The sequence below is a fragment of the Ligilactobacillus sp. 110_WCHN genome, from assembly GCF_030518115.1.
GTDB lineage: Bacteria > Bacillota > Bacilli > Lactobacillales > Lactobacillaceae > Ligilactobacillus > Ligilactobacillus aviarius_C.
Genome location: NZ_JAULLI010000008.1, coordinates 50,078 through 68,546, shown reverse-complemented (window position 1 = coordinate 68,546; position 18,469 = coordinate 50,078). Strand labels below are relative to the sequence as shown.

Sequence of the window (18,469 nt, the reverse complement as noted above, 5' to 3'; positions counted from 1 at the left end):
AGCTGTTCTTATCCCACTTGCCGTTGAAGTGAAATACCAGTGAACTCCACAACCTGCCAAAATCATGATCAACACTGTTACAAAACCATAAATAAAATGTTTAATTCTTTTGCTCATTTATTCTTCCTCCAATAGTTCTGGGTTTTCGTGAATGTTACCGATAACCTTCAAATATTCAGATTTAACGGCATATATGTTAAATGCGCCATGTTTGTAATACACTTTGCACCGTTGTTTCTTACCTGTTGGAATTCCATTGTAAAGTACAGGAACCTCAACAATATCCCCTTCATAAATCAGTTTGCCATTTTTGTCTTTCATGCCTGTACATTGTTCAAAAACAAGTGGACAATCCTCCTTATCAAGCCAATATTCCATCATTCCGTGGCAAAAATTAGTTTCTTCATCTGGAATATAGTAACGCTCTTGGTTATCCCATGCCCTAAGCTTAAATCTATCTTGCATTTCGTTTCTTCTCCCTTTCGTAATAATCCGCTTCAAATTCCAGCATGTTCGAACATTCGTAAAGCACGATTTTCGCCATGCTATCCAATTCAATATTTCCTGTCTTGCCGGTTTCAGCAAGTTCAATTAAATCACCGATACTTAGTTGCATAATGCTTAACTTCTTTCGTCAAAATACTTCTCAATATCCTCAATGGCCTTTTCAAAATTAGCCATGCTAATCTTTGGAAAAGTCATAATCGGGCAAAAAACGTCTTCGCGCTTTTTCACGAATTGCATTCTCAAACTAAAATCCGAATTTGTAATTAGTAATTGAGTTAGTTTATCATCATCAATATCTCGCACTTCATGAACGTGAATATCTTTGCAATCAAAAACCTTGTTAAGATTGTTCTCTAGTTCCCTCTTATTCGGCATAGTCCACTTCCTCCAGTTCTACTTTGTCCCAATCAATAGCTAAATCTTTATCATTCTTCAGTTTTTCAATTTCCTTTGTTGAGAGTTCGAAGCGAAACATTTCACCACGTTCGCCATTTCCAAAACCAATATCATATCTTTTCATATCTGCATTCCATGAAATTCCTAGATATTTTTGAGGGTTTGCATACCACGGGTTACAGTATTTGCCGTTCAGAATGTCAACTTTGAACCTTCTCTTGTCTTGGTATTCTTGCAGAACCTCCACACCAGCTTTGTAGAATTCTGTCAGTAACCCGCTTTTGATAAGGTCGCCGTCATCGGAACTTTTTGAATTAACCATTCCGTTAATCTCGAATCTGTTAGGGTTGCAATCGTGAAAAAACGCAACCGGTACCTCGTTGTTGTTAACGTATAGGTTTAAGTCATGATCGTTTGTATCAATATGAACCTTTTGTATACTTCCTTCTAAATCAACTTTACGGTTGAGAATCTCAGTCAATCTACCAATATTAATTTTCATCGTCCACTTCCTCCAACTCTACTTTGTCCCAGTCAATCGCTATATCATCGCACTTTTTCAGTTCTTCAATTTCCTTTTCTGTGAATGAAGTATGCCAGCCCTCCATTTCGTATTCGTCTGAAAATGCCACTCGATTTGCTTGATAGTTTACACTCAAATATTGGCTAGCTATCCAATGTTGCAATATCGCCTTTTAACACTTTGACCGCATACTTTTTAATTGGTTTTTCTAGCAGCTTTCTGCCTGCTTCATAAAATTCGAGCAATATACCGTTGCTCAATGCCCATTCGGTAAGGTCTGGACCACATTCCATGTAATAACGGTCTGCGTCCCAATCTATAAAATGTGCAATGATTTTGTCTCCAGCTTTAAGTGCTAGACAGCCCGAATATTCTAAAACTTCAACACCACAATAATGTTTCGACATTTTCTGTTGTAATTGGTTCATGATTTTTCCTTTATCCATGTTTAATCTTCCTTTCCGATTGCTTTCATAATTTCAGCAAGTCCGCTGTCTTCATCATCGTCAAACGTTTCTTTAAGTGCGTTGGAAATGAGTGCATTACCCAAGCACATAATTTCCTTATGATTAAAGTTTCGACCTGACAAAGCCATATCTTCATCATTAGCAACAATCACGATTGCTGTTCCGTACTTTCTTTCAAAGTAATCTGTAATCTTGTCGATTAATTCGTTATCTTTTTTGTCTAATTCCATTCTTAATCACTCCATAATTTAAAATTGTTTATCCGGATAACAGCCGCTCACAGAGTCGAACCACTCCCGACACCACGACTAGATAACTTTGCGATATTCGATAACCTTTGGATCAGATTCATCAACATACATCATTGAACCGTATTTATCTTCAACATAATGAACAAACTCTAGAATCTTATTACGATATTCTCTCGCAGCCTTTTTATCTCTGAACGTAATTACACCTTCATTTAACTGAACGAGCTCACAAGCGTTTTTATGGGCTAATTTACGCACATACAATTCATTAGTTCGATACTCAGGCGTATTTTTGAATGATTTCTGAACATCAAATAACGTGTAAAAACATTCTTCCGTACCATCTTCATGGATCAACTTCCAGTGATATGATTTTTCAGATGGTTGTGTGTATGTTTGACACCCAAGATTTTCGATTTGATTGTTGCGAAAATCACCATCCAGATGAACGACTTTTTTATTCTTATTCAGTTCTTCCGTTCCAAACGCCTGATAAACTATTCGTGGCAATGAAACACGATGTTGGTGATGATTACGATACAAGCCAATATAAATCGTGCGATTGCTTTTATCGTAGTAAAGCTTGAGAATATTCTTTGTTTTTCGATTACGACATCTTCCACAATCTGAAACTTGATAATCAGGATATTCTTCAACGGTTTGCCAACGTTCAGTCATCAATATCCACCACCAAACCATTGATGATTTTGTGCGCGTCTGATTTGCTAAATGGAGTAGCAGCCTCTTGGTAATCACTTACGCCAATTGTGTCGCTGGTGATGTATTCAACATACTTATTAGCAATCTTTAATCGCACCGGATCATTACTTAATTCAATGAGATACCACAATGAATCAGCAATCACATCACGTAAATTATCTTTTGGATCATAGCTATCCCGAATTTCATCGGCATATTTTTCTAACCGATCAGAAATTTCATTTTTCATTCTTTTCCAACTCCTTTAATTGATTTAAATAAACTGAAGCTTTTTCTAAATCTTCAACGCCATTCTTTTCGCGATAACGAGTGAGATACTTCATGATGTTTCCAAGATAAAAACCTGATAGCTGTTCACGATTTAATAAGCCGTCTTTGAAATGCGAGAATAAATCTTTACCGTGTTTATCTTTGTAATAGTTTGGTCTTAACGTTGTTTTATCCATCTGATCTGCTCCTTTCGTGTAAACAGAAATCTGCGATAACGTTTATTTTTAATCATCTGTTTGAGGTCAATCATATTTTTCGAAACCATAACCAACCTTCCTTTCGTTAACTATTAAAATTGCATCATCTATATTTCGCGCAATTCCATGCACCACACCGCATTGCGTTAAGAACTTATGGAATTCAATCTGTTCTTTCCGCGGCTTTCCCGTTTCGTTTTTGCATTCAATAAAGAAAATTGTTGTATCATCCAGTCGAAAACCCATTAAATCCGGAAAGCCTTTCGGAAGTCCAGTATCAAACCAACGGCCGTCAGCCATTCGGACTTTACCAACGTTAGTTCTGAACACTCTGCAATTATTCTTCGTGAGTGCAACTCGAATATCATTTTGAATTTTGTGTTCTGCTGTCATAAATTTGAGACATATGCGACACTATGAGACACTAAGCAAAAATCCATCTATCCCTTGTGGCTCTAAGGACGAGACACTATGATACACTGCGACACTAACTTTCAAACTTTTTATAGTTATATATATAATTACTACTTATTATTTTTTTATTAGAAAATAGTGTAGTAGTGTAGCTTAAAGTATCTTCATCACAGATATATCAAGGGTTTCAGTGTGCGACACTAACAGTGCTTTTAGTGTCGCAAAGTGTCGCTTACTGTCGCAGATATCCCCGATACTCCTTTCCGCTAATACGTTTCTTTCCTTTTCTGAAGTGAAACCTATTAATCATAATTTCAGAAACCTTAGATGCTAACTTACGATCTTTCGTTAAATCAACATTGTCGCCCAACCTCAAAGCAATATCTTTTGATGTGATAAAATCTTTACCTTCAAAATCATTCGCCAACATTTCATCAATCCGATCTTCAACTTCGTCGGTATACATAAAGTTGATTCGATGGTTTTCTAATTCCCGCTCCTGCTGCTTCGTAAGTTTGAATGTGAACTTTTCATCTTTGTATAAGTGAACTGCTTCGCCCCAAAGCTGTTTAACGAATTTCTCGTCTAAATCATCAATCGGTGATCTCTTCTGCCGGGATTTACTTACTAAGACTGGTAAGAAACGCCGTTCGCCTGTTTTATCCTTCAGGTAGTACAATTCATTAGTTGTTCTTGCCATAACGAAATTTTTTGCAAATCGTTCCGCTTCATGTCCATACGGTTTCCGATATTCGAACTCTTGTAATGTGATAAATTTTTTCAAAATCTCAAAACTTGCATTACTTGTTGCAGTCAACTCATCATCGTTGATGATCAACGCTCTTCGCATAACCGCAAAGTCATCTTTATTGTCAAAATTGGTAAATTGATCAGTGTAATAACCAAGTGGAGCAATGTTCTGTAAGAACGTTGTTTTTCCTGCTCCTTGGCCACCAACTAGATCAAGCACAAAATCGAATTTTGTTTTTGGATTGAATGCCTTAGCAACCGCACCACAGAAAAATAATTTTGTGATCAATTCAACGGTTGGTGTTTGTTCAACTCCCAGATAATCGGCAAGTAATGTATTCAAACGTTCTTCCTTGTCCCATTCCTTATAAGCTTCATGCATATAATCGATGATTGGATTATATGCATGCCGTCTTGATACGACTGTTAATGCACTTCTGATTTTTCGTTCATCAAACAGAACGTGGTTATAATCAGTGTTGCTTTCAATGTAAGAAGCAATTTCGGAATAGTAAGCATCCATTAGTCTTCCTTGTTTGATGTTTAATTCTTTAGAATCTTTAACAACATCAATTTCAAAGGTAAAGAGATTAAATCGGAATCGACCTTTCAAACGTTCATCATTCTCAATGATCAATTCAATGTTTCGTAAACTATTGACCTTGATTTTGCCTTCTGCTGTCCGAATGAATGGAATATCGATTTTCTTTTTGGCTTTCTTGTTCTGCATCAATCGCAATTTCCCAACTGATTCGCCATCAAGTTTGATTGTTTTCAAGCTGTTCTCGCCTCCTTATCTCTTTTTTGATCATGCTATTCACCGTGGTGACAACTTCTTTAGGTGGTAAGCTTGTTTCAGTGTTCTCATTCGCAATCTTTGCTAATTCCAATACGATTTCGGGATCAACATTGCGAAATAATAGCCCGCCACAAAATTCTGCTAATGCGTTGTTTCTTCCACCAGTTAAACCGAACCCCTTAATAATCTGTTCAAACAGTTCAGATGTCTTGGTTTTGCCATCGATCACGTAGTTTTCATCAACACCACCGGTATAAACAGGTTTTGATTTTTCTTTGATTAAACCAATCAGTCCTTGCGGCGCTTTAACGATTGATTTCTTGTTCAACCATCGATAAGGAACTCCGTCAACGATGCTTGGTGCAATCATCACGTAATTATTTTGATGTGCTTTAATATCAATTCCTGGCAGGAAATTAATAATCTGTGTCATTCGATAATTGTCTGGCTTTAAAAAGAAATACTGATAACCGCCATGGGCTGTTTTCTGAACCAATGTATCTTTGAACCACTCTGGATGATTTAATTCTTTAAACGTTTGAACACCGTTTGCTCCGTCTTTATGAACATCAACGTCAAAGACAAAAAATTTATCAGTTTTAACCGCGATGTTAGCGTATGGATGAGTTTTCCAAAATTTCCGAATCTCTTCTTCTGTTAATGGTGGTTTATCAGCGAATTTAATCATCGGTTTCTTTCGGATCATTGGAATCACTGACAAACCTTTACGTGCGTATTGCACGGCATATTCAGTTAAATCTCGCATAACTCTATCCTTTCTAACGGGCATTCCACCCGTTCGGTAGTTTATGGATACTGCCTAAAAATCAATTAGAATGGCATGTCGTCATCTGAAATTTCGATATTGTCATTCGCTTGTTTTTTAAATGGATCATTATTGCTTTCTGTTGCTTCTGCGAATTCATAATTTCGGAATGGATTATCTGGATCCTTCTTGTTTGCTGATTCCTTGATTGTCATTTCAAGCAACTTGCCTTTGTATGGTAAGAATGCACCAACTAATTTCTCGTAAACATCAGTTACATTTCCCATCACCATTTCATCAGTAATTGTTAAACCAACTAATGCACCAATCGTTACCAACAACCGCATATTCTTAGTGACAACAAAGTCAGGCATTGGTGAACCATCTTTCTTTTCGGTTGCTAAATTAACCCCTACGAACTCTGATTGGCTTGCGTGTTCGCCATCAACAACGGTCATCTTGAAACTTAATTGTTCAAACCCACTTGTCTTTGATACGAAGTGATTTGTGTTGTCGAGTGTTACCAAGTATGTTCCTTCTGGTAACTTGTCGTATGAACCGTTAATGCTGTCTTTCTTTGGATCAAAATTCTTCTTTGTATCATTTAAAATATCTGCTAAACTCATAATTTATTACCTCTCTTTATTTGCTTTCTTTTTTCTTTTCTGGGAACATTCCCTTAACTGAACTTAATAAACGTAAAACCTTTGGATCTGAAATATTTTCAGGTTCGTAAACCGTTCGTCGATCTTCAACACTGCGATAATAAGTATCACTGCCAAATTTCTGTGTATGGATGACTAAATCGCAGTTTCCATTAACAATGTTGTAGTATTTCGTTTTCAATGATGGTTTTAATTCTGTATGGCCACTGCTTTCATCAGTAACTTCAATTTCTCGACTGATAAAAATTACATTCATTGGCAATGCTTTAAGGTCCATAACGAATTGTTGAAGAATTGCATTAAATAATGAGTAACCTTTTCCGTAAGGCACATCACTTAACGCTTGAACACCGTTATCCAAACAAATTGCTTGTTCAATCATGACGCAAATATCGTCAATCACATCAATCACAATGGTCTGGAACGTCACTCCGGGTTGCTGTAATTCAGTAATGATTTCATCGAGCTGCTTAATTGCCGATTGTTTCAGCTTTCCGTTTGCATCCCGAATATTTCTAATTTGAATGCTTGGTGCGGTTCCTTGTGCACTGTTTCCGTCAGTATTTAGAACTAACGGGTGTGGAAAGAAACTTGAAAAATAACTTTTTCCTGACATTGTTTTGCCATAGATAAAGAAATTTCTTGGTTCTGTTTTCGGACTTAACTTTTCGTCCTTTGGTAAAATTCCCATATTCTATCTGCCTTTCTTTGAAAATTTTCTGTATGCATACCATGCCCAGCCAGGCTTGTAATGATGTAGTTTTGCATACGCTTGAAACTCTTCCATTGTTCTTAGCTTACTAGGACGCTTATCGGCGACATTTCGCATAACATTGTTATGCATGATTTTCTTCAATCGGTTTACTCTTAATTTACTTTCGTTGATCTCGACCAATTCTGCCTTAGTTACTACCATTTCAATTTGTTTCTTTGAAACTTCCATTCCGCAGTATGGACAGAGTTTGCTTTCCGTCAGTTCTGATCGATAAAAAACGGCGTAGCAATGGTCACATTGGAGTGGTGAGTCAGTCGTTTGATTTGTATTTTTTCTTTTAGATCCACTCTTAGTTTTCATCGCTGCTTGCCAATCACGATCTTGATCAGGTAATCCAAACTCTTTCCAATTGGCAACATGGTCAATGATGATTGCGACCTTACCTTCACGTGGATTAAGACATCGCATTGAGAACTGTAAGTACAATGCGAGTGAAGCAGTCGGCCGGACCATAATTACACAATCAACGTTTGGTAAATCTAACCCTTCGGTAAACAAGTTAACGTTGGTTAATATTTTGATTCTTCCTTGGCGAAAGTCTTCAATGATTTCGTCACGCTTAGTCGGATCGGTTGTTCCGTCAACTTCGACTGCTGAAATTCCATTGTCATTGAATTCTTGTGCAACCTTAATCGCATTTTCAACGGAGTAACAGTAGACAACTGCCTGTTTATTCGGCGCGAGCTCCTTATAATTTTCAACCACATCACCGTATATTTTCTTCTTAACAGCCTGCTCCATACTCTCACTGGTAAAATCACCTGTACTGTTTTTTTTAAGCATAGAGCGGTCAATATCGTCGATTGAATAGTATGTGAACGGTGCTAGGTTGCCGTGTTCGGTTAACCATTTAATTGATTTTCCAAGGACAATATCATCAGCGATTAAATCTAATTGTTTCTTACCTGTTCGTTGTGGTGTAGCAGTGAAAAGTAGCTTAATCGCATTCGGAAAAGCATCGATGATTCGCTGGTATGTTTTCGCTAAACTGTGATGACCTTCATCAATAAAAATCACTTGTGGTTCAGGGATCTCATTAATATGGCGTGTAATTGTTTGAACCATACCTAACTGGGCTAAATTCATATCAACGTTCTGTTCTTTAAACGTTGCTGTTGCTTGATCAACGATTTCTTTGCGATGAACGACAAACAATACTCGATTGCCCTTTGCAGTCGCTCGTCTTGCAATATCCGCCATAATTACTGTTTTCCCAGTTCGAGGGAGGCTGTTGAACCACGATGGTTCTATTTCCTTTTTTCATTGATTTGTAAATGTCCTCAATAGTTTGGCTTTGGTAATCTCGTAATTCAAACACTAATTAACCACCTCCCATTCAAAACCCTTTAATTTAGTATGATGTTTAATCGCATATGAAACGCTTTGTCTTGGAATTCCTGTTTTTTCTTCAACATCATGCAAACTGGAATAATATTCTTCCTTTCGAGAAGGTGATATTCTTTTAATCCGGTATCCATATTTTTCCTTCAAACGTTGTACGCGGGTTCCGTAGTTTACGTTTTCTGAATTAGTCATCCATTCTAAATTTTCAACTGTATTATTCAGCTTGTTTTCATCTATGTGATTCACAATTTTCTTATTTTCCGGGTTAGGAATAAACGTTCGAGCAACCAACGAATGTACTTTTTCATTTCTTTTATGGCCGTTCTTATATAAAGAAACTCGCAAATATCCATCTTCTGGAATATATGGAGCGATAATTACTCCTTTTATTGAAGTGTCCACTCGCTTTTTACCCTTCTTCACAATTCTGTTTTTGCTACGTATGTATCCAAAAACAGAAGCTTGGTATCTGCCTTCATATCCCGGAATATCTTTCCAAATTTCTTCCATCATTTAATAACCGTTTTTCGATTAGGCTTTAATTCGGCACCACGAACTGTTTCTCCATTTTTAAGCAATTCATAAATTGACTTTTTATCAATGCTTTCAACTGCCTTAAATTTTATAAATTCGCTTGGAAGTGCTTTTTCATCGCTGATATAAACTGATGCACGATAATTCCGCGGCTTAAGAATATGGTTTTCTGTCTTGAGTTCTTTCAAACCAGAATCATCAATTGCTGTTGTCATGTATTCCATCAATGACTTAGTTCGATTGACTAATGATTTCTTATCGGCTTGTAGCTGCTTGATTTTCTTATCTAAGAAATCAATATCCGCTTGGTTGTTTTCAATCCAATTTGCAATGTTGTCGAGCTTAACTTCACGACTATCGCTGATTGAATCTAAGGTATCTTTCAAAGTTTCAGGATCTAAATCATCGTGTTGTTCTAGTTCACGATATTTTTCATTGAGTTCAAACAAATTCATTGATTATCCCTCCATATCAATTCCGTATTTGTCTGCTAACCTTCTAACCACGTAAACGATAAATTTATTGTTTCGCCACATATCACGTGTTAGAACAAAACCACACTTAGCGGTCTGTGGATCAATTTCTGCACCTTTAATTAAAATTGGAATAATGTTATCAAGAACTTCATTCCATTTCTTGAATTGCTCTTTAGTAATTAAGTTTTCACTCTGAGCCGTATCTAGTAAATGATAGAAATCAGAAACCTTAATCATATCGTCTGGACAATCAATGATTGCCTGTTTTTCTTTTTTAAACATATGTTATAATCTCCTTAGTGTCGTATTGCTCTGCGGTTTATTCGCAGGGCTTTTATTTTTGCCATAGCCAATCGCACCATTCTTGCAAATAGTTTTTGTCAAGAATCATGTGGATTAGTAGCACAATTAAAAATGCTACCCAGCATCCCGTTGTCAGTTTTGTCGAAATGATTCCTGAAACAGTCGCAATCAAGAAAATTGCTGTTTCGACTTTACACATCACGTTTGTTGCATGTTTACTCATTAAAATCACCACCTTTCAACTGCATTCTTAGCAGCTTCCACTTTTGCTTTAAATCTGTTCTTTGATTTATAAATTAAGAACTCTTGATAAATATCTTCATCTATCCAAAGTTCATATTTAGAAGGTTGAATAAACGCATCTCGATATTGAGTTTCCAAACATTCTTCTTTTCTACGATTGAAAGTGGAATCAGAATATCCATACTTATCAACGAATTCTTTCTTTGATAACCAATTCCGTGACATGTTAATTACCTTCTATCTGATTCTGAATTTTGAAATAATTCGTAAAACTAACTCGTTGGCTTTCGTTGAATCAACATCGCCTGTGATATAGTCGCGAACCGTTTGCTTGTTTTTGTATCCAAAAGCCGTGGCAATGTCTTGATAGGAAACATCATTAGCTCGCATCCATTCAAGGATTTTTTTACGACCGCTTTCCAAAGTAAGTTCTGCCACTTTAATCACTCCTTTCGTGTAAATTTCATTGACCTGGTTTAATATTCACTTTTCAAAGAACTACCAACCCGCCCGCTTACCGTCAGAAAAAAAGTAATAAAAAATGATAATTTTTATTGACACTCTTTACCCATATGGGTAATATAAGAGTGTAATAAATAGCCACACATAAAGACCTATTGAACTAATTAATCCGCCAAGATTGTTGTTTTTATTCGTCTTTATTTGCTGACGTTTTTTATTACCAATCAACTTACGAGTATTATATTATCCCAATCGGAAAATTAAGTCAATAATTTATTTTCCAAAAATATAATTTTCTCGTATTATTTTAGGAGAATTATTGATATGACAACGTTTGAACGGATAAAAAAACTTGCAAAAAACCGAGGTGTTACTCTTCAAAAAGTTGCTAATGAACTTGGATTTGGAGAAAGCACTTTATACAAATGGAAAAAACAAACTCCAAATGGAGAATATCTTGCTAAAGTAGCTGATTATTTCCACGTATCTGTGGATTACCTTTTAGGTCGCGAAAATAGTGAATCTGTGTCTGATCAAAAAGATTTAAAGAAATTCTTAGATGACAATCTTAATTATGGTATGACTTATGATGGTCAAAATCTAACAGATGAAGAAAAAGAACGGTTAAAAATTGCCTTAACGCAAGTCTTTTACAAATATAAAGATAAATTTAAAAAGGATTGATGCTGTTGGAATACTCAAATTTAATAAATGAATTATGGAGTAAATATAAGACCTATAACCCTTTCACGATTTGCAATCAAAAAGAGATTCCAATTGAATATAAAGGAATAGACAAACCAAAAGGAGATACAGTTTACTTATTTGATAAACCAATCATTCTATTATCTGATTCAATATCTGAGTCTTCAGAGCGTTATTTTGTTTGCGCGCATGAACTTGCACATGTTGAATTACATGATGGATTACAGAGTTACTACACTCAAAACCACACTACTTGCGCAAAGACGGAACATGAAGCTAATCTTTTCGCATTGAATCTATGTGAAAAATTTTATGAAGAAGAAAATGGCAAAAGTCCTGAATACTTTGATGAACTTTATAAACAATTTGGTGTCAGTGAAGATATGATGGAATATCTATAAAAGATGTCCAATAACTTTGAAGACATAAAAAGCTAAGGACTATATATTTAGGAGGAACATAAATGAAAAAATTAATTACTTTAGGAGCAGCTGGCTTAGTAGCATTAACTTTAGCAGGATGTGGGAGTGAAACTAAAACAAATACAAATAGTAATGAAAAAGCTGAAAAAACAGTAAAAGGAACAACTGATAGTACAAGTGATAATACTTTCAAAGATAATACTTTTACAATGGCAAAAGAAAAAGTTTCTTACAAAATCACTAACGTAAAAACATTCCCTAGTGCAGGAGATCAAAACAAAAAAACAATCGTCTTAGAATGTGATATTACAAACAACGGAAACGAGCCCGCTGATTTAGCAGCCAAAGCAAATCCATATACATACGTTCATGCTTCACAAAAAACTAATAACGCTGAAAAAGAATTACAGCCTGGAACTATCGCTATCGATGATAATGGAAATAACCCTGAACAGGCTCGTGAAGATACTATGAATTCAAGTAAAGTTTTACCTCACAAAACAGTACAAGGTATGATTGCTTTCGATACGGTTGATGATTCCCCCGTCACTGTTACTTTTGAAAATCAAATATTTAAAAACATTGGATCAAAAACCTATAAAATCCAATAAAGATTTGTCCTAACCTTGATGACGTTAAAAGCTAGGAAAATTATTTTAGGAGGTATTATTAATGGCCAAAAAATTAAAAATTAATACATGGACAGCCATTTTTAATATTATTAATTGTGTTTTATTTACAGTTTCTTGGTTCGTCATTTTTGGTACTGCATTCACAGATGCTGCCGGTACTACATCTGGAGCAACAGGCGGCGCAGGTGCATTCTTCTATGTGATGGCTTGGATTGGCGTTATATTAAATGCTATTTGCATTTACCAATCACATAAACATGGTATCAAAATGACTGGAGGTATTTTGGGAACAATCGGTAGCGTTTGTTTCGGATTAACGGCATTACTTGCTTTTCCTGCTATTGTTTTATTAATTATTTCATGCGTATTTTTATTCCAACAACATGCTGCCAAAAATACAGATAATACAAGCATACAACATTAATGAAGAAGATTAATCATTTCTAATAACAAACAATAAAAACCACTCCTCTTCCCTCGCCAAAGTTTAGAGTAGTGGTTTACCAGAATTACCTATAAGGGCTTTTGCACCCTTTTTTTCATTATAACATAAAGGAGATGACGAGAAATGTGGATGGAAAATAAAAACGACAAGTATATGTTTCGTGAAAGCTATATTGATCCACTGACAGAAAAGAAGAAAATTGTTTCTGTAACTATGAAATCAAAGTCACGTGCATCACAAAAGCAAGCCAAAATTATTCTTTCAGAGAAAATTGAAGAAAGACTATCCAAACTTAATGGTTCAAATATTATTACCGGCCAAACCATTGAAAAATGTGTTCAAGAATGGTTACCAGAATATCAGCAATTAGTGAAACCCAATACATATTCATCTACGGTTAATACTTTTATCCCGTTTTTTAGGAAACATTTTGATTTCAATATTATTATTAATAATTTAACCGCTGAATATATTTCAAAAACTTTTGAAGATATCCAATTTAGCAATCAATATGCAATTTCTACAGTTAAACAATTGTTTGCCAAAACATGTGTATTTTTAAAATGGTGTGTAAAACATAGTTATTTGAATAAAGATGTTATTAACAATATTGATATTCAGTGGAAAAAATCAGGTCCTGTTAAAATCACTGATAAATTTCTTGAACAAAACGAATTAAATATGGTTTTGAAATATACATGGCAGAAAAATAAATCATATGGTGCATTATTAGAATGGCTCTATCAAACTGGGATGCGAATTGGTGAAGCCGTTGCTTTAAAATGGAGTGATATCGAAATCATAGACGATATTTATATTGCTCATATTGTTGGAACACTTGAATATTTACATAAAAGACCAATTAAAAGCAATTCAACAAAAACAGCATCTGGAATGCGGGATATCGAATTATCTAATCGTGCAGTTGAAATTCTTAATTTTCTGAAAGAATATCAAAATGATTCAGAGTTTATTTTTGAAAGTCAATCAGGAACACCTATATTGCCGAATTCAATTAATTTGTTTTTACGAAAAGCTAAAAAAGATTTAAAAATCAATAAACCCTTAACTACGCATATATTTCGCCATACTCATATTTCAAAGTTAGCTGAGTTAGGCGTGCCACTTTATGTTATTCAACAACGTGTAGGTCACTCAACAGGAAAAGTAACCGAACAAATTTATCTTCATGTTACAAAGAAAGCTAAAAGAAAGTTGGTGAATAAACTTGATGAACTTTAACAGTTTGGCACACCTATGGCACACTTACATTATTTTTAAACAAAATAAAAAAAGCTCTACCCTTGATATAACAAGGATAAAGCCTATAAATTAAATCAATTATTTGATTTGTGACATAACTTCGTCTACAAAGTTATCTTCTTGTTTTTCGATTCCTTCACCGACTTCATAACGGTAGAATGCTTTGATCTTACCGCCCTTTGAAGCAACGAACTTACCAACAGTTTGGTCTGAATCCTTAACAAAATCTTGGTCTTCCAATGAAATTTCTGAGAAGAACTTGTTCAACCGGCCTTCAACCATCTTTTCAATGATCTTTTCAGGCTTGCCTTCGTTCTTAGCTTCTTCAGTTAAAACTTCTTTTTCGTGAGCAACTTCGTCTGCAGGAACTTGGTCACGGTTAACATACTTCGGGTTGATAGCTGCAACGTGCATTGCAACGTCCTTAGCAGTTGCTTCATCAGCACCTTCTAAGACAACTAATACAGCAATCCGGCCACCATCGTGTAAGTATGAACCGAAGTTATCGCCGTCAGCCTTTTCAACGATTTGGAAACGACGTAAAGTAATCTTTTCACCGATAACTTGGGTTGCATCGATGTATTCATCGTTTAATGTACCGCGGTCGGTCTTGATTTCCAAAGCAGCCTTAACATCGGCAGGCTTGTTTTCAGCAAGAAGTTCACCTGTCCGCTTTACTAATGCTTGGAAACGGTCGTTTTGAGCAACGAAGTCTGTTTCAGCGTTAACTTCAACGATTACGGCTGTGTTTCCGCTAATTACAACGTTAGCTAAACCTTCAGCAGCAACGCGGTCGCTCTTCTTAGCAGCCTTTGCAATTCCCTTTTCACGTAAGTAATCGATTGCCTTGTCCATGTCGCCATCAGTTGCAACTAAAGCCTTCTTAGCAGCCATCATGCCGACACCTGTTTTATCACGTAATTCTTTAACTTGTTTTGCAGCAATTTTTGCCATGAGCCATCCTCCTCAAAGTTTTTAAATCTTTTATTAAAAAAGCTGTCATCAAACAAAAGGCTCGACGCCCACTATCTGAGACAGCCAATTATTATAAACTATTCAGCATCTGAGTCATTGTCGCCTTCAACGGCTTCAACAATGTCTTCGATTGAGTCGACTTGCTTGTCGTCTTTCTTGAATGTATCTTCTGTAACGTCTTCTTCGTCTTCGCCTTGACGACCTTCAATGATTGCGTCAGCCATCTTTGAAGTGATCAAGCGAACGGCGCGAATAGCGTCATCGTTTGATGGGATCTTAACGTCGATTTCATCTGGATCAGCGTTGGTATCAACCATTGCAACGATCGGAATGTTCAACTTTTGAGCTTCCTTAACGGCAATCCGTTCCTTACGAGGGTCAACGATGAAGATTGCATCTGGAATCCGTGGCATGTCTTCGATTCCACCAAGGAATTTTTCAAGACGGTCGCGTTCCTTAACTAACAAAGCAACTTCTTTCTTTGGAAGACGTTCGAATGTGCCGTCTTCTTCCATCTTTTTGATGTCCTTTAAGCGCTTGATCCGGGTTTGGATTGTGTTCCAGTTAGTTAAAGTACCGCCTAACCAACGGTGATTTACATAGTATTGACCTGCACGCTTTGCTTCTTCTTCGATTGCGTCTTGAGCTTGTTTCTTTGTACCAACAAACAATACAACGCCATCATCAGCAGCAATGTTCTTCATGAAATCGTATGCTTGGTCAATCAACTTAACAGTCTTTTGTAAGTCGATGATGTAAATTCCATTCCGTTCCGTGAAGATGTACTTCTTCATCTTAGGGTTCCAACGACGTGTTTGGTGTCCGAAATGTACACCGGCTTCAAGTAATTGTTTCATTGTAATTACTGACATTACAATACCTCCAAAATAGTTTTTTATCCTCCCCTATGTTCAATTGAACCGGAACTTGAATGTTCAAGCACTTCCCGTTCCATCGCATAAGGTGTGAATTAGTGTATGAAACACTTTTCTAATTATACTTAAATCCTTTTAAAATTGCAATAATAAATTAATCAATTTCAACGACCGGATTCGTCATTTTGCCATCATTCAAGTAGGTTGCGGCACAGTTCAATGCAACTTCGACCATGTTCTTAACCGCTTCAGTGGTGTAAAAGGCAATGTGCGGCGTGATCAAAACGTTATTCCGTTCATTTAAGTTGTTAAAAATCGGATCATCGATCTTTTGCCCCGTTAAGTCATGATCAAAAATCGGTAATTCATGTTCATAAGTATCCAATGCTGCTCCACCGACTTTGCCACTGTCTAACGCCTTAATCAAGGCTTCTGAATCAATCAACGTTCCGCGAGCAGTGTTAATAATCATGACGCCATCTTTCATTTGACTAAATGCTGTATTATCCAACAAATGGTAGTTATCCTTCGTTGCAGGCATGTGGAGCGTGATCACATCTGCCTTGCGGTACATTTCTTCCATTGAATCAACGTACATTCCGCGTTTTTCCAATTCAGGATTGTGATAAGGATCAAATGCAATGACCTTGGCTCCCAAACCATCAAGCAAATTGATCACTGCCCGACCAATTCGCCCAGTCCCAGCAACACCAACCGTCATTTGATTGATCTGCCGACTGATATTCGGTTCCCACCGATAATCTTGATGGCTCATTTTTTCATCAAAAATCTTAATATGCCGCACAAGTTGCATGATTTGGGTAATTGTAAATTCTGCAATTGCACTCGGCGAATATGCTGGAACATTTGTAATCGGAATCAAATTATCCTTGGCTGCATCCAGATCAATATTATCAATCCCAATATTCCGAATCGATAGGATCTTGATCCCTGCATCCTTCATTTTTTCAAAATATTCACGCTTATACGGCGTCGTTTGCAAGCCGATGATTCCATCGTACCCTTTAATTAAATCAATATTCTTTTCTGAAAGCAGATCCGGAACGAGTTTGATTTCCGCACCGTTTTCTTGTTCCCAATTTTTAAAGTATGGTTCTTCGTCTTTCCGAACGCCAAATGCAATTAACTTCATTTTCAAAAAACCTTCTTTCTGTTCATGCTTATATTATATCCATGATGACTCTAAAACACCATGATTAAGCAAGAACTGTTCCTTTTTTTTGCGGGATTGATGTTTGAATGCATATTCGGCTTTTAATGCGGCCGACTTCGTTTCAAATTCTTCATGATAAAGCAATTTAACTGGGCGCCGCGTTTTAGTGTATTTGGCACCCTTCCCTGCGTTATGCGTAGCAACTCGTTTCGCAACATCATTGGTAAATCCGCCGTAAAACGTTCCGTCCGCGCACAACAAGACATACATATAATATTTACTTTCCATATAAAATTTCCTTAATCGTTGGCGTGTATTCATTTTGATCAGTATAGGTGATCACCGGTGGTAAAAACTTCAAACCATCTGACTTTCCATCCTTGATTGCTTCAATCAAGACCATGTTGGCATCTCTTCCCTGCTTCGGATAAATCAGCTTGATCCGTTTCGGTGCAAGTCGATGAGCCTGCATCGTATCTAAAATTTCGATCAACCGGTCCGGACGGTGAACATAGTATGCTTTGCCGCCCGTTTTTAATAATCCACTGGCAACTTTGACCGTATCCTCCAACGTGACCGCAATTTCATGCCGCGCAAGTGCTAAATACTGATTAGGATTCTTTTTACTTTGCGGCAGCGTTTTAAAGTACGGCGGATTGCATGTAACAACGTCATACGAATCCTTCTCAAGGAATGAAAATGCATCTTTGAGGTCCCGGTTATAGACCTTGATGCGATCGGTCAGCTCGTTTAATTCCAAACTGCGCTGGTTCATATCCGCCAATCGAGATTGAATTTCAACCTGGTCGATCCGACCAGCAAATTTTTTACTGATAAATAATCCAACTGCGCCGTTTCCAGCACACAAGTCAACTGCTTTCCGGTCTGGGCGACTGACAGATTTCACAAAATCTGCAAGTAAAACCGCATCAAGCGAAAACGAGAAAACATCAGCGCTTTGAATAATTTGCAAATTCTCCGCTAACAGCGAATCTACCCGTTCATTTTCATATAACTTGACTTTTTCCATAACCTTCCTCACTAATTTATTAAATTTACTTGAAAGTTGTTGTAATTTTTTGCATACTAAAATGGATTAAAAACGAAAGGAGTGAC

The 18,469-nt window shown here is 36.5% G+C and carries 32 protein-coding genes; 5 read left to right on the top strand and 27 right to left on the bottom strand.

Annotated features, from left to right (window positions below; all coding sequences use genetic code 11):
• Positions 1-117: 117 nt before the first annotated feature.
• The 22 genes from Q3C15_RS04310 to Q3C15_RS04205 all read right to left on the bottom strand — a co-directional run bounded on the left by Q3C15_RS04310 (position 118) and on the right by Q3C15_RS04205 (position 10,838).
• On the bottom strand, positions 118-465 hold the full coding sequence (locus tag Q3C15_RS04310; RefSeq protein WP_302704342.1) for a YopX family protein: 348 nt from the start codon (positions 463-465) through the stop codon (positions 118-120).
• Entirely contained in the window at positions 455-616 is a 162-nt protein-coding gene (locus Q3C15_RS04305; RefSeq protein ID WP_302704340.1) for a hypothetical protein, read from the bottom strand. The genes Q3C15_RS04310 and Q3C15_RS04305 overlap by 11 nt, the downstream gene beginning before the upstream one ends.
• A gap of 5 nt (positions 617-621) precedes the next feature.
• The gene (locus tag Q3C15_RS04300; RefSeq protein WP_302704338.1) at positions 622-882 is read right to left on the bottom strand and encodes a hypothetical protein; all 261 of its coding nucleotides are present in this window, start codon (positions 880-882) and stop codon (positions 622-624) included.
• Complete coding sequence (locus Q3C15_RS04295; RefSeq protein WP_302704337.1) at positions 872-1,405, bottom strand: hypothetical protein; 534 nt, start codon at positions 1,403-1,405, stop codon at positions 872-874. The genes Q3C15_RS04300 and Q3C15_RS04295 overlap by 11 nt, the downstream gene beginning before the upstream one ends.
• Positions 1,395-1,535 (bottom strand): hypothetical protein, encoded by a 141-nt coding sequence (locus Q3C15_RS04290; protein WP_302704335.1) that lies wholly within the window; start codon positions 1,533-1,535, stop codon positions 1,395-1,397. Before Q3C15_RS04290 ends, Q3C15_RS04295 begins: the two co-directional genes overlap by 11 nt.
• A 34-nt stretch (positions 1,536-1,569) precedes the next feature.
• The gene (locus Q3C15_RS04285) at positions 1,570-1,872 is read right to left on the bottom strand and encodes a hypothetical protein (RefSeq protein ID WP_302704333.1); all 303 of its coding nucleotides are present in this window, start codon (positions 1,870-1,872) and stop codon (positions 1,570-1,572) included.
• A 2-nt stretch (positions 1,873-1,874) separates the two neighbouring features.
• Positions 1,875-2,123, bottom strand: a complete 249-nt coding sequence (locus Q3C15_RS04280) for a hypothetical protein (protein ID WP_302704331.1) — start codon at positions 2,121-2,123, stop codon at positions 1,875-1,877.
• Between the two features lie 78 nt (positions 2,124-2,201).
• Complete coding sequence (locus tag Q3C15_RS04275; protein WP_302704329.1) at positions 2,202-2,822, bottom strand: NUMOD4 domain-containing protein; 621 nt, start codon at positions 2,820-2,822, stop codon at positions 2,202-2,204.
• Entirely contained in the window at positions 2,815-3,093 is a 279-nt protein-coding gene (locus tag Q3C15_RS04270; protein WP_289554565.1) for a hypothetical protein, read from the bottom strand. Before Q3C15_RS04270 ends, Q3C15_RS04275 begins: the two co-directional genes overlap by 8 nt.
• Complete coding sequence (locus Q3C15_RS04265) at positions 3,083-3,310, bottom strand: DUF3310 domain-containing protein (protein WP_289554564.1); 228 nt, start codon at positions 3,308-3,310, stop codon at positions 3,083-3,085. Before Q3C15_RS04265 ends, Q3C15_RS04270 begins: the two co-directional genes overlap by 11 nt.
• A 66-nt stretch (positions 3,311-3,376) precedes the next feature.
• Positions 3,377-3,724 (bottom strand): VRR-NUC domain-containing protein, encoded by a 348-nt coding sequence (locus Q3C15_RS04260; protein ID WP_289554563.1) that lies wholly within the window; start codon positions 3,722-3,724, stop codon positions 3,377-3,379.
• 253 nt (positions 3,725-3,977) lie between these two features.
• Positions 3,978-5,273 carry a VapE domain-containing protein gene (locus Q3C15_RS04255; protein WP_289554562.1) on the bottom strand — a complete coding sequence of 432 codons (1,296 nt, stop codon included), beginning with the start codon at positions 5,271-5,273 and terminating at the stop codon, positions 3,978-3,980.
• The gene (locus Q3C15_RS04250) at positions 5,254-6,060 is read right to left on the bottom strand and encodes a bifunctional DNA primase/polymerase (RefSeq protein ID WP_289554561.1); all 807 of its coding nucleotides are present in this window, start codon (positions 6,058-6,060) and stop codon (positions 5,254-5,256) included. Before Q3C15_RS04250 ends, Q3C15_RS04255 begins: the two co-directional genes overlap by 20 nt.
• A gap of 65 nt (positions 6,061-6,125) precedes the next feature.
• Positions 6,126-6,686, bottom strand: a complete 561-nt coding sequence (locus Q3C15_RS04245; protein WP_057827810.1) for a DUF669 domain-containing protein — start codon at positions 6,684-6,686, stop codon at positions 6,126-6,128.
• 16 nt (positions 6,687-6,702) lie between these two features.
• On the bottom strand, positions 6,703-7,416 hold the full coding sequence (locus tag Q3C15_RS04240) for an ATP-binding protein (RefSeq protein WP_289554560.1): 714 nt from the start codon (positions 7,414-7,416) through the stop codon (positions 6,703-6,705).
• Between the two features lie 3 nt (positions 7,417-7,419).
• Positions 7,420-8,700, bottom strand: coding sequence for a DEAD/DEAH box helicase (locus tag Q3C15_RS04235; RefSeq protein ID WP_289554559.1), 1,281 nt, complete (start codon positions 8,698-8,700; stop codon positions 7,420-7,422).
• 117 nt (positions 8,701-8,817) lie between these two features.
• Positions 8,818-9,357, bottom strand: a complete 540-nt coding sequence (locus Q3C15_RS04230) for an NUMOD4 domain-containing protein (RefSeq protein WP_289554558.1) — start codon at positions 9,355-9,357, stop codon at positions 8,818-8,820.
• Positions 9,354-9,833 (bottom strand): siphovirus Gp157 family protein, encoded by a 480-nt coding sequence (locus Q3C15_RS04225; protein WP_289554557.1) that lies wholly within the window; start codon positions 9,831-9,833, stop codon positions 9,354-9,356. Before Q3C15_RS04225 ends, Q3C15_RS04230 begins: the two co-directional genes overlap by 4 nt.
• A gap of 3 nt (positions 9,834-9,836) precedes the next feature.
• A complete protein-coding gene (locus Q3C15_RS04220; protein WP_278851593.1) occupies positions 9,837-10,136 on the bottom strand; it encodes a hypothetical protein in 300 nt (99 codons plus the stop codon).
• Between the two features lie 52 nt (positions 10,137-10,188).
• Entirely contained in the window at positions 10,189-10,380 is a 192-nt protein-coding gene (locus Q3C15_RS04215) for a hypothetical protein (protein WP_057827805.1), read from the bottom strand.
• Between the two features lie 5 nt (positions 10,381-10,385).
• A complete protein-coding gene (locus tag Q3C15_RS04210; protein ID WP_278851599.1) occupies positions 10,386-10,625 on the bottom strand; it encodes a hypothetical protein in 240 nt (79 codons plus the stop codon).
• Between the two features lie 12 nt (positions 10,626-10,637).
• Positions 10,638-10,838: an XRE family transcriptional regulator gene (locus Q3C15_RS04205; RefSeq protein ID WP_278851601.1), complete on the bottom strand. Its 201-nt coding sequence runs from the start codon at positions 10,836-10,838 to the stop codon at positions 10,638-10,640.
• Positions 10,839-11,186: 348 nt separating this feature from the next.
• On the opposite strand from Q3C15_RS04205, the gene Q3C15_RS04200 reads away from it, so the two are divergent.
• The 5 genes from Q3C15_RS04200 to Q3C15_RS04180 all read left to right on the top strand — a co-directional run bounded on the left by Q3C15_RS04200 (position 11,187) and on the right by Q3C15_RS04180 (position 14,308).
• Complete coding sequence (locus Q3C15_RS04200) at positions 11,187-11,546, top strand: helix-turn-helix domain-containing protein (protein WP_289554556.1); 360 nt, start codon at positions 11,187-11,189, stop codon at positions 11,544-11,546.
• Between the two features lie 5 nt (positions 11,547-11,551).
• Positions 11,552-11,968, top strand: a complete 417-nt coding sequence (locus tag Q3C15_RS04195; protein ID WP_289554555.1) for an ImmA/IrrE family metallo-endopeptidase — start codon at positions 11,552-11,554, stop codon at positions 11,966-11,968.
• A 62-nt stretch (positions 11,969-12,030) separates the two neighbouring features.
• A complete protein-coding gene (locus tag Q3C15_RS04190) occupies positions 12,031-12,600 on the top strand; it encodes a DUF5067 domain-containing protein (RefSeq protein WP_289554554.1) in 570 nt (189 codons plus the stop codon).
• Between the two features lie 61 nt (positions 12,601-12,661).
• On the top strand, positions 12,662-13,045 hold the full coding sequence (locus tag Q3C15_RS04185; protein ID WP_282458057.1) for a transporter: 384 nt from the start codon (positions 12,662-12,664) through the stop codon (positions 13,043-13,045).
• A 144-nt stretch (positions 13,046-13,189) separates the two neighbouring features.
• Positions 13,190-14,308, top strand: a complete 1,119-nt coding sequence (locus Q3C15_RS04180) for a site-specific integrase (RefSeq protein WP_302704316.1) — start codon at positions 13,190-13,192, stop codon at positions 14,306-14,308.
• A 99-nt stretch (positions 14,309-14,407) separates the two neighbouring features.
• Here the strand turns inward: Q3C15_RS04180 and tsf are convergent, their stop codons facing one another.
• From tsf to Q3C15_RS04155, 5 genes are all read right to left on the bottom strand, one after another.
• The gene (gene tsf, locus Q3C15_RS04175; protein WP_064208183.1) at positions 14,408-15,283 is read right to left on the bottom strand and encodes a translation elongation factor Ts; all 876 of its coding nucleotides are present in this window, start codon (positions 15,281-15,283) and stop codon (positions 14,408-14,410) included.
• Between the two features lie 98 nt (positions 15,284-15,381).
• A complete protein-coding gene (gene rpsB / locus Q3C15_RS04170) occupies positions 15,382-16,176 on the bottom strand; it encodes a 30S ribosomal protein S2 (protein ID WP_204778709.1) in 795 nt (264 codons plus the stop codon).
• Between the two features lie 157 nt (positions 16,177-16,333).
• The gene (locus Q3C15_RS04165) at positions 16,334-17,332 is read right to left on the bottom strand and encodes a D-2-hydroxyacid dehydrogenase (RefSeq protein ID WP_204778708.1); all 999 of its coding nucleotides are present in this window, start codon (positions 17,330-17,332) and stop codon (positions 16,334-16,336) included.
• A 33-nt stretch (positions 17,333-17,365) separates the two neighbouring features.
• Positions 17,366-17,641 (bottom strand): GIY-YIG nuclease family protein, encoded by a 276-nt coding sequence (locus Q3C15_RS04160; RefSeq protein WP_057827791.1) that lies wholly within the window; start codon positions 17,639-17,641, stop codon positions 17,366-17,368.
• On the bottom strand, positions 17,631-18,383 hold the full coding sequence (locus Q3C15_RS04155; RefSeq protein ID WP_289554552.1) for a tRNA1(Val) (adenine(37)-N6)-methyltransferase: 753 nt from the start codon (positions 18,381-18,383) through the stop codon (positions 17,631-17,633). Before Q3C15_RS04155 ends, Q3C15_RS04160 begins: the two co-directional genes overlap by 11 nt.
• Positions 18,384-18,469: the final 86 nt, after the last annotated feature.

Coding starts and splice junctions, on each gene's coding strand:
- Q3C15_RS04225 (WP_289554557.1), bottom strand. CDS start 9,833: ATGAATTTGTTTGAACTCAATGAAAAATATCGTGAACTAGAACAACAC.
- Q3C15_RS04265 (WP_289554564.1), bottom strand. CDS start 3,310: ATGGATAAAACAACGTTAAGACCAAACTATTACAAAGATAAACACGGT.
- Q3C15_RS04275 (WP_302704329.1), bottom strand. CDS start 2,822: ATGACTGAACGTTGGCAAACCGTTGAAGAATATCCTGATTATCAAGTT.
- Q3C15_RS04200 (WP_289554556.1), top strand. CDS start 11,187: ATGACAACGTTTGAACGGATAAAAAAACTTGCAAAAAACCGAGGTGTT.
- Q3C15_RS04230 (WP_289554558.1), bottom strand. CDS start 9,357: ATGATGGAAGAAATTTGGAAAGATATTCCGGGATATGAAGGCAGATAC.
- rpsB (WP_204778709.1), bottom strand. CDS start 16,176: ATGTCAGTAATTACAATGAAACAATTACTTGAAGCCGGTGTACATTTC.
- tsf (WP_064208183.1), bottom strand. CDS start 15,283: ATGGCAAAAATTGCTGCAAAACAAGTTAAAGAATTACGTGATAAAACA.
- Q3C15_RS04155 (WP_289554552.1), bottom strand. CDS start 18,383: ATGGAAAAAGTCAAGTTATATGAAAATGAACGGGTAGATTCGCTGTTA.
- Q3C15_RS04260 (WP_289554563.1), bottom strand. CDS start 3,724: ATGACAGCAGAACACAAAATTCAAAATGATATTCGAGTTGCACTCACG.
- Q3C15_RS04185 (WP_282458057.1), top strand. CDS start 12,662: ATGGCCAAAAAATTAAAAATTAATACATGGACAGCCATTTTTAATATT.
- Q3C15_RS04280 (WP_302704331.1), bottom strand. CDS start 2,123: ATGGAATTAGACAAAAAAGATAACGAATTAATCGACAAGATTACAGAT.
- Q3C15_RS04240 (WP_289554560.1), bottom strand. CDS start 7,416: ATGGGAATTTTACCAAAGGACGAAAAGTTAAGTCCGAAAACAGAACCA.
- Q3C15_RS04310 (WP_302704342.1), bottom strand. CDS start 465: ATGCAAGATAGATTTAAGCTTAGGGCATGGGATAACCAAGAGCGTTAC.
- Q3C15_RS04270 (WP_289554565.1), bottom strand. CDS start 3,093: ATGAAAAATGAAATTTCTGATCGGTTAGAAAAATATGCCGATGAAATT.
- Q3C15_RS04190 (WP_289554554.1), top strand. CDS start 12,031: ATGAAAAAATTAATTACTTTAGGAGCAGCTGGCTTAGTAGCATTAACT.
- Q3C15_RS04245 (WP_057827810.1), bottom strand. CDS start 6,686: ATGAGTTTAGCAGATATTTTAAATGATACAAAGAAGAATTTTGATCCA.
- Q3C15_RS04210 (WP_278851599.1), bottom strand. CDS start 10,625: ATGTCACGGAATTGGTTATCAAAGAAAGAATTCGTTGATAAGTATGGA.
- Q3C15_RS04215 (WP_057827805.1), bottom strand. CDS start 10,380: ATGAGTAAACATGCAACAAACGTGATGTGTAAAGTCGAAACAGCAATT.
- Q3C15_RS04180 (WP_302704316.1), top strand. CDS start 13,190: ATGTGGATGGAAAATAAAAACGACAAGTATATGTTTCGTGAAAGCTAT.
- Q3C15_RS04295 (WP_302704337.1), bottom strand. CDS start 1,405: ATGAAAATTAATATTGGTAGATTGACTGAGATTCTCAACCGTAAAGTT.
- Q3C15_RS04300 (WP_302704338.1), bottom strand. CDS start 882: ATGCCGAATAAGAGGGAACTAGAGAACAATCTTAACAAGGTTTTTGAT.
- Q3C15_RS04305 (WP_302704340.1), bottom strand. CDS start 616: ATGCAACTAAGTATCGGTGATTTAATTGAACTTGCTGAAACCGGCAAG.
- Q3C15_RS04165 (WP_204778708.1), bottom strand. CDS start 17,332: ATGAAGTTAATTGCATTTGGCGTTCGGAAAGACGAAGAACCATACTTT.
- Q3C15_RS04160 (WP_057827791.1), bottom strand. CDS start 17,641: ATGGAAAGTAAATATTATATGTATGTCTTGTTGTGCGCGGACGGAACG.
- Q3C15_RS04220 (WP_278851593.1), bottom strand. CDS start 10,136: ATGTTTAAAAAAGAAAAACAGGCAATCATTGATTGTCCAGACGATATG.
- Q3C15_RS04250 (WP_289554561.1), bottom strand. CDS start 6,060: ATGCGAGATTTAACTGAATATGCCGTGCAATACGCACGTAAAGGTTTG.
- Q3C15_RS04235 (WP_289554559.1), bottom strand. CDS start 8,700: ATGGCGGATATTGCAAGACGAGCGACTGCAAAGGGCAATCGAGTATTG.
- Q3C15_RS04285 (WP_302704333.1), bottom strand. CDS start 1,872: ATGGATAAAGGAAAAATCATGAACCAATTACAACAGAAAATGTCGAAA.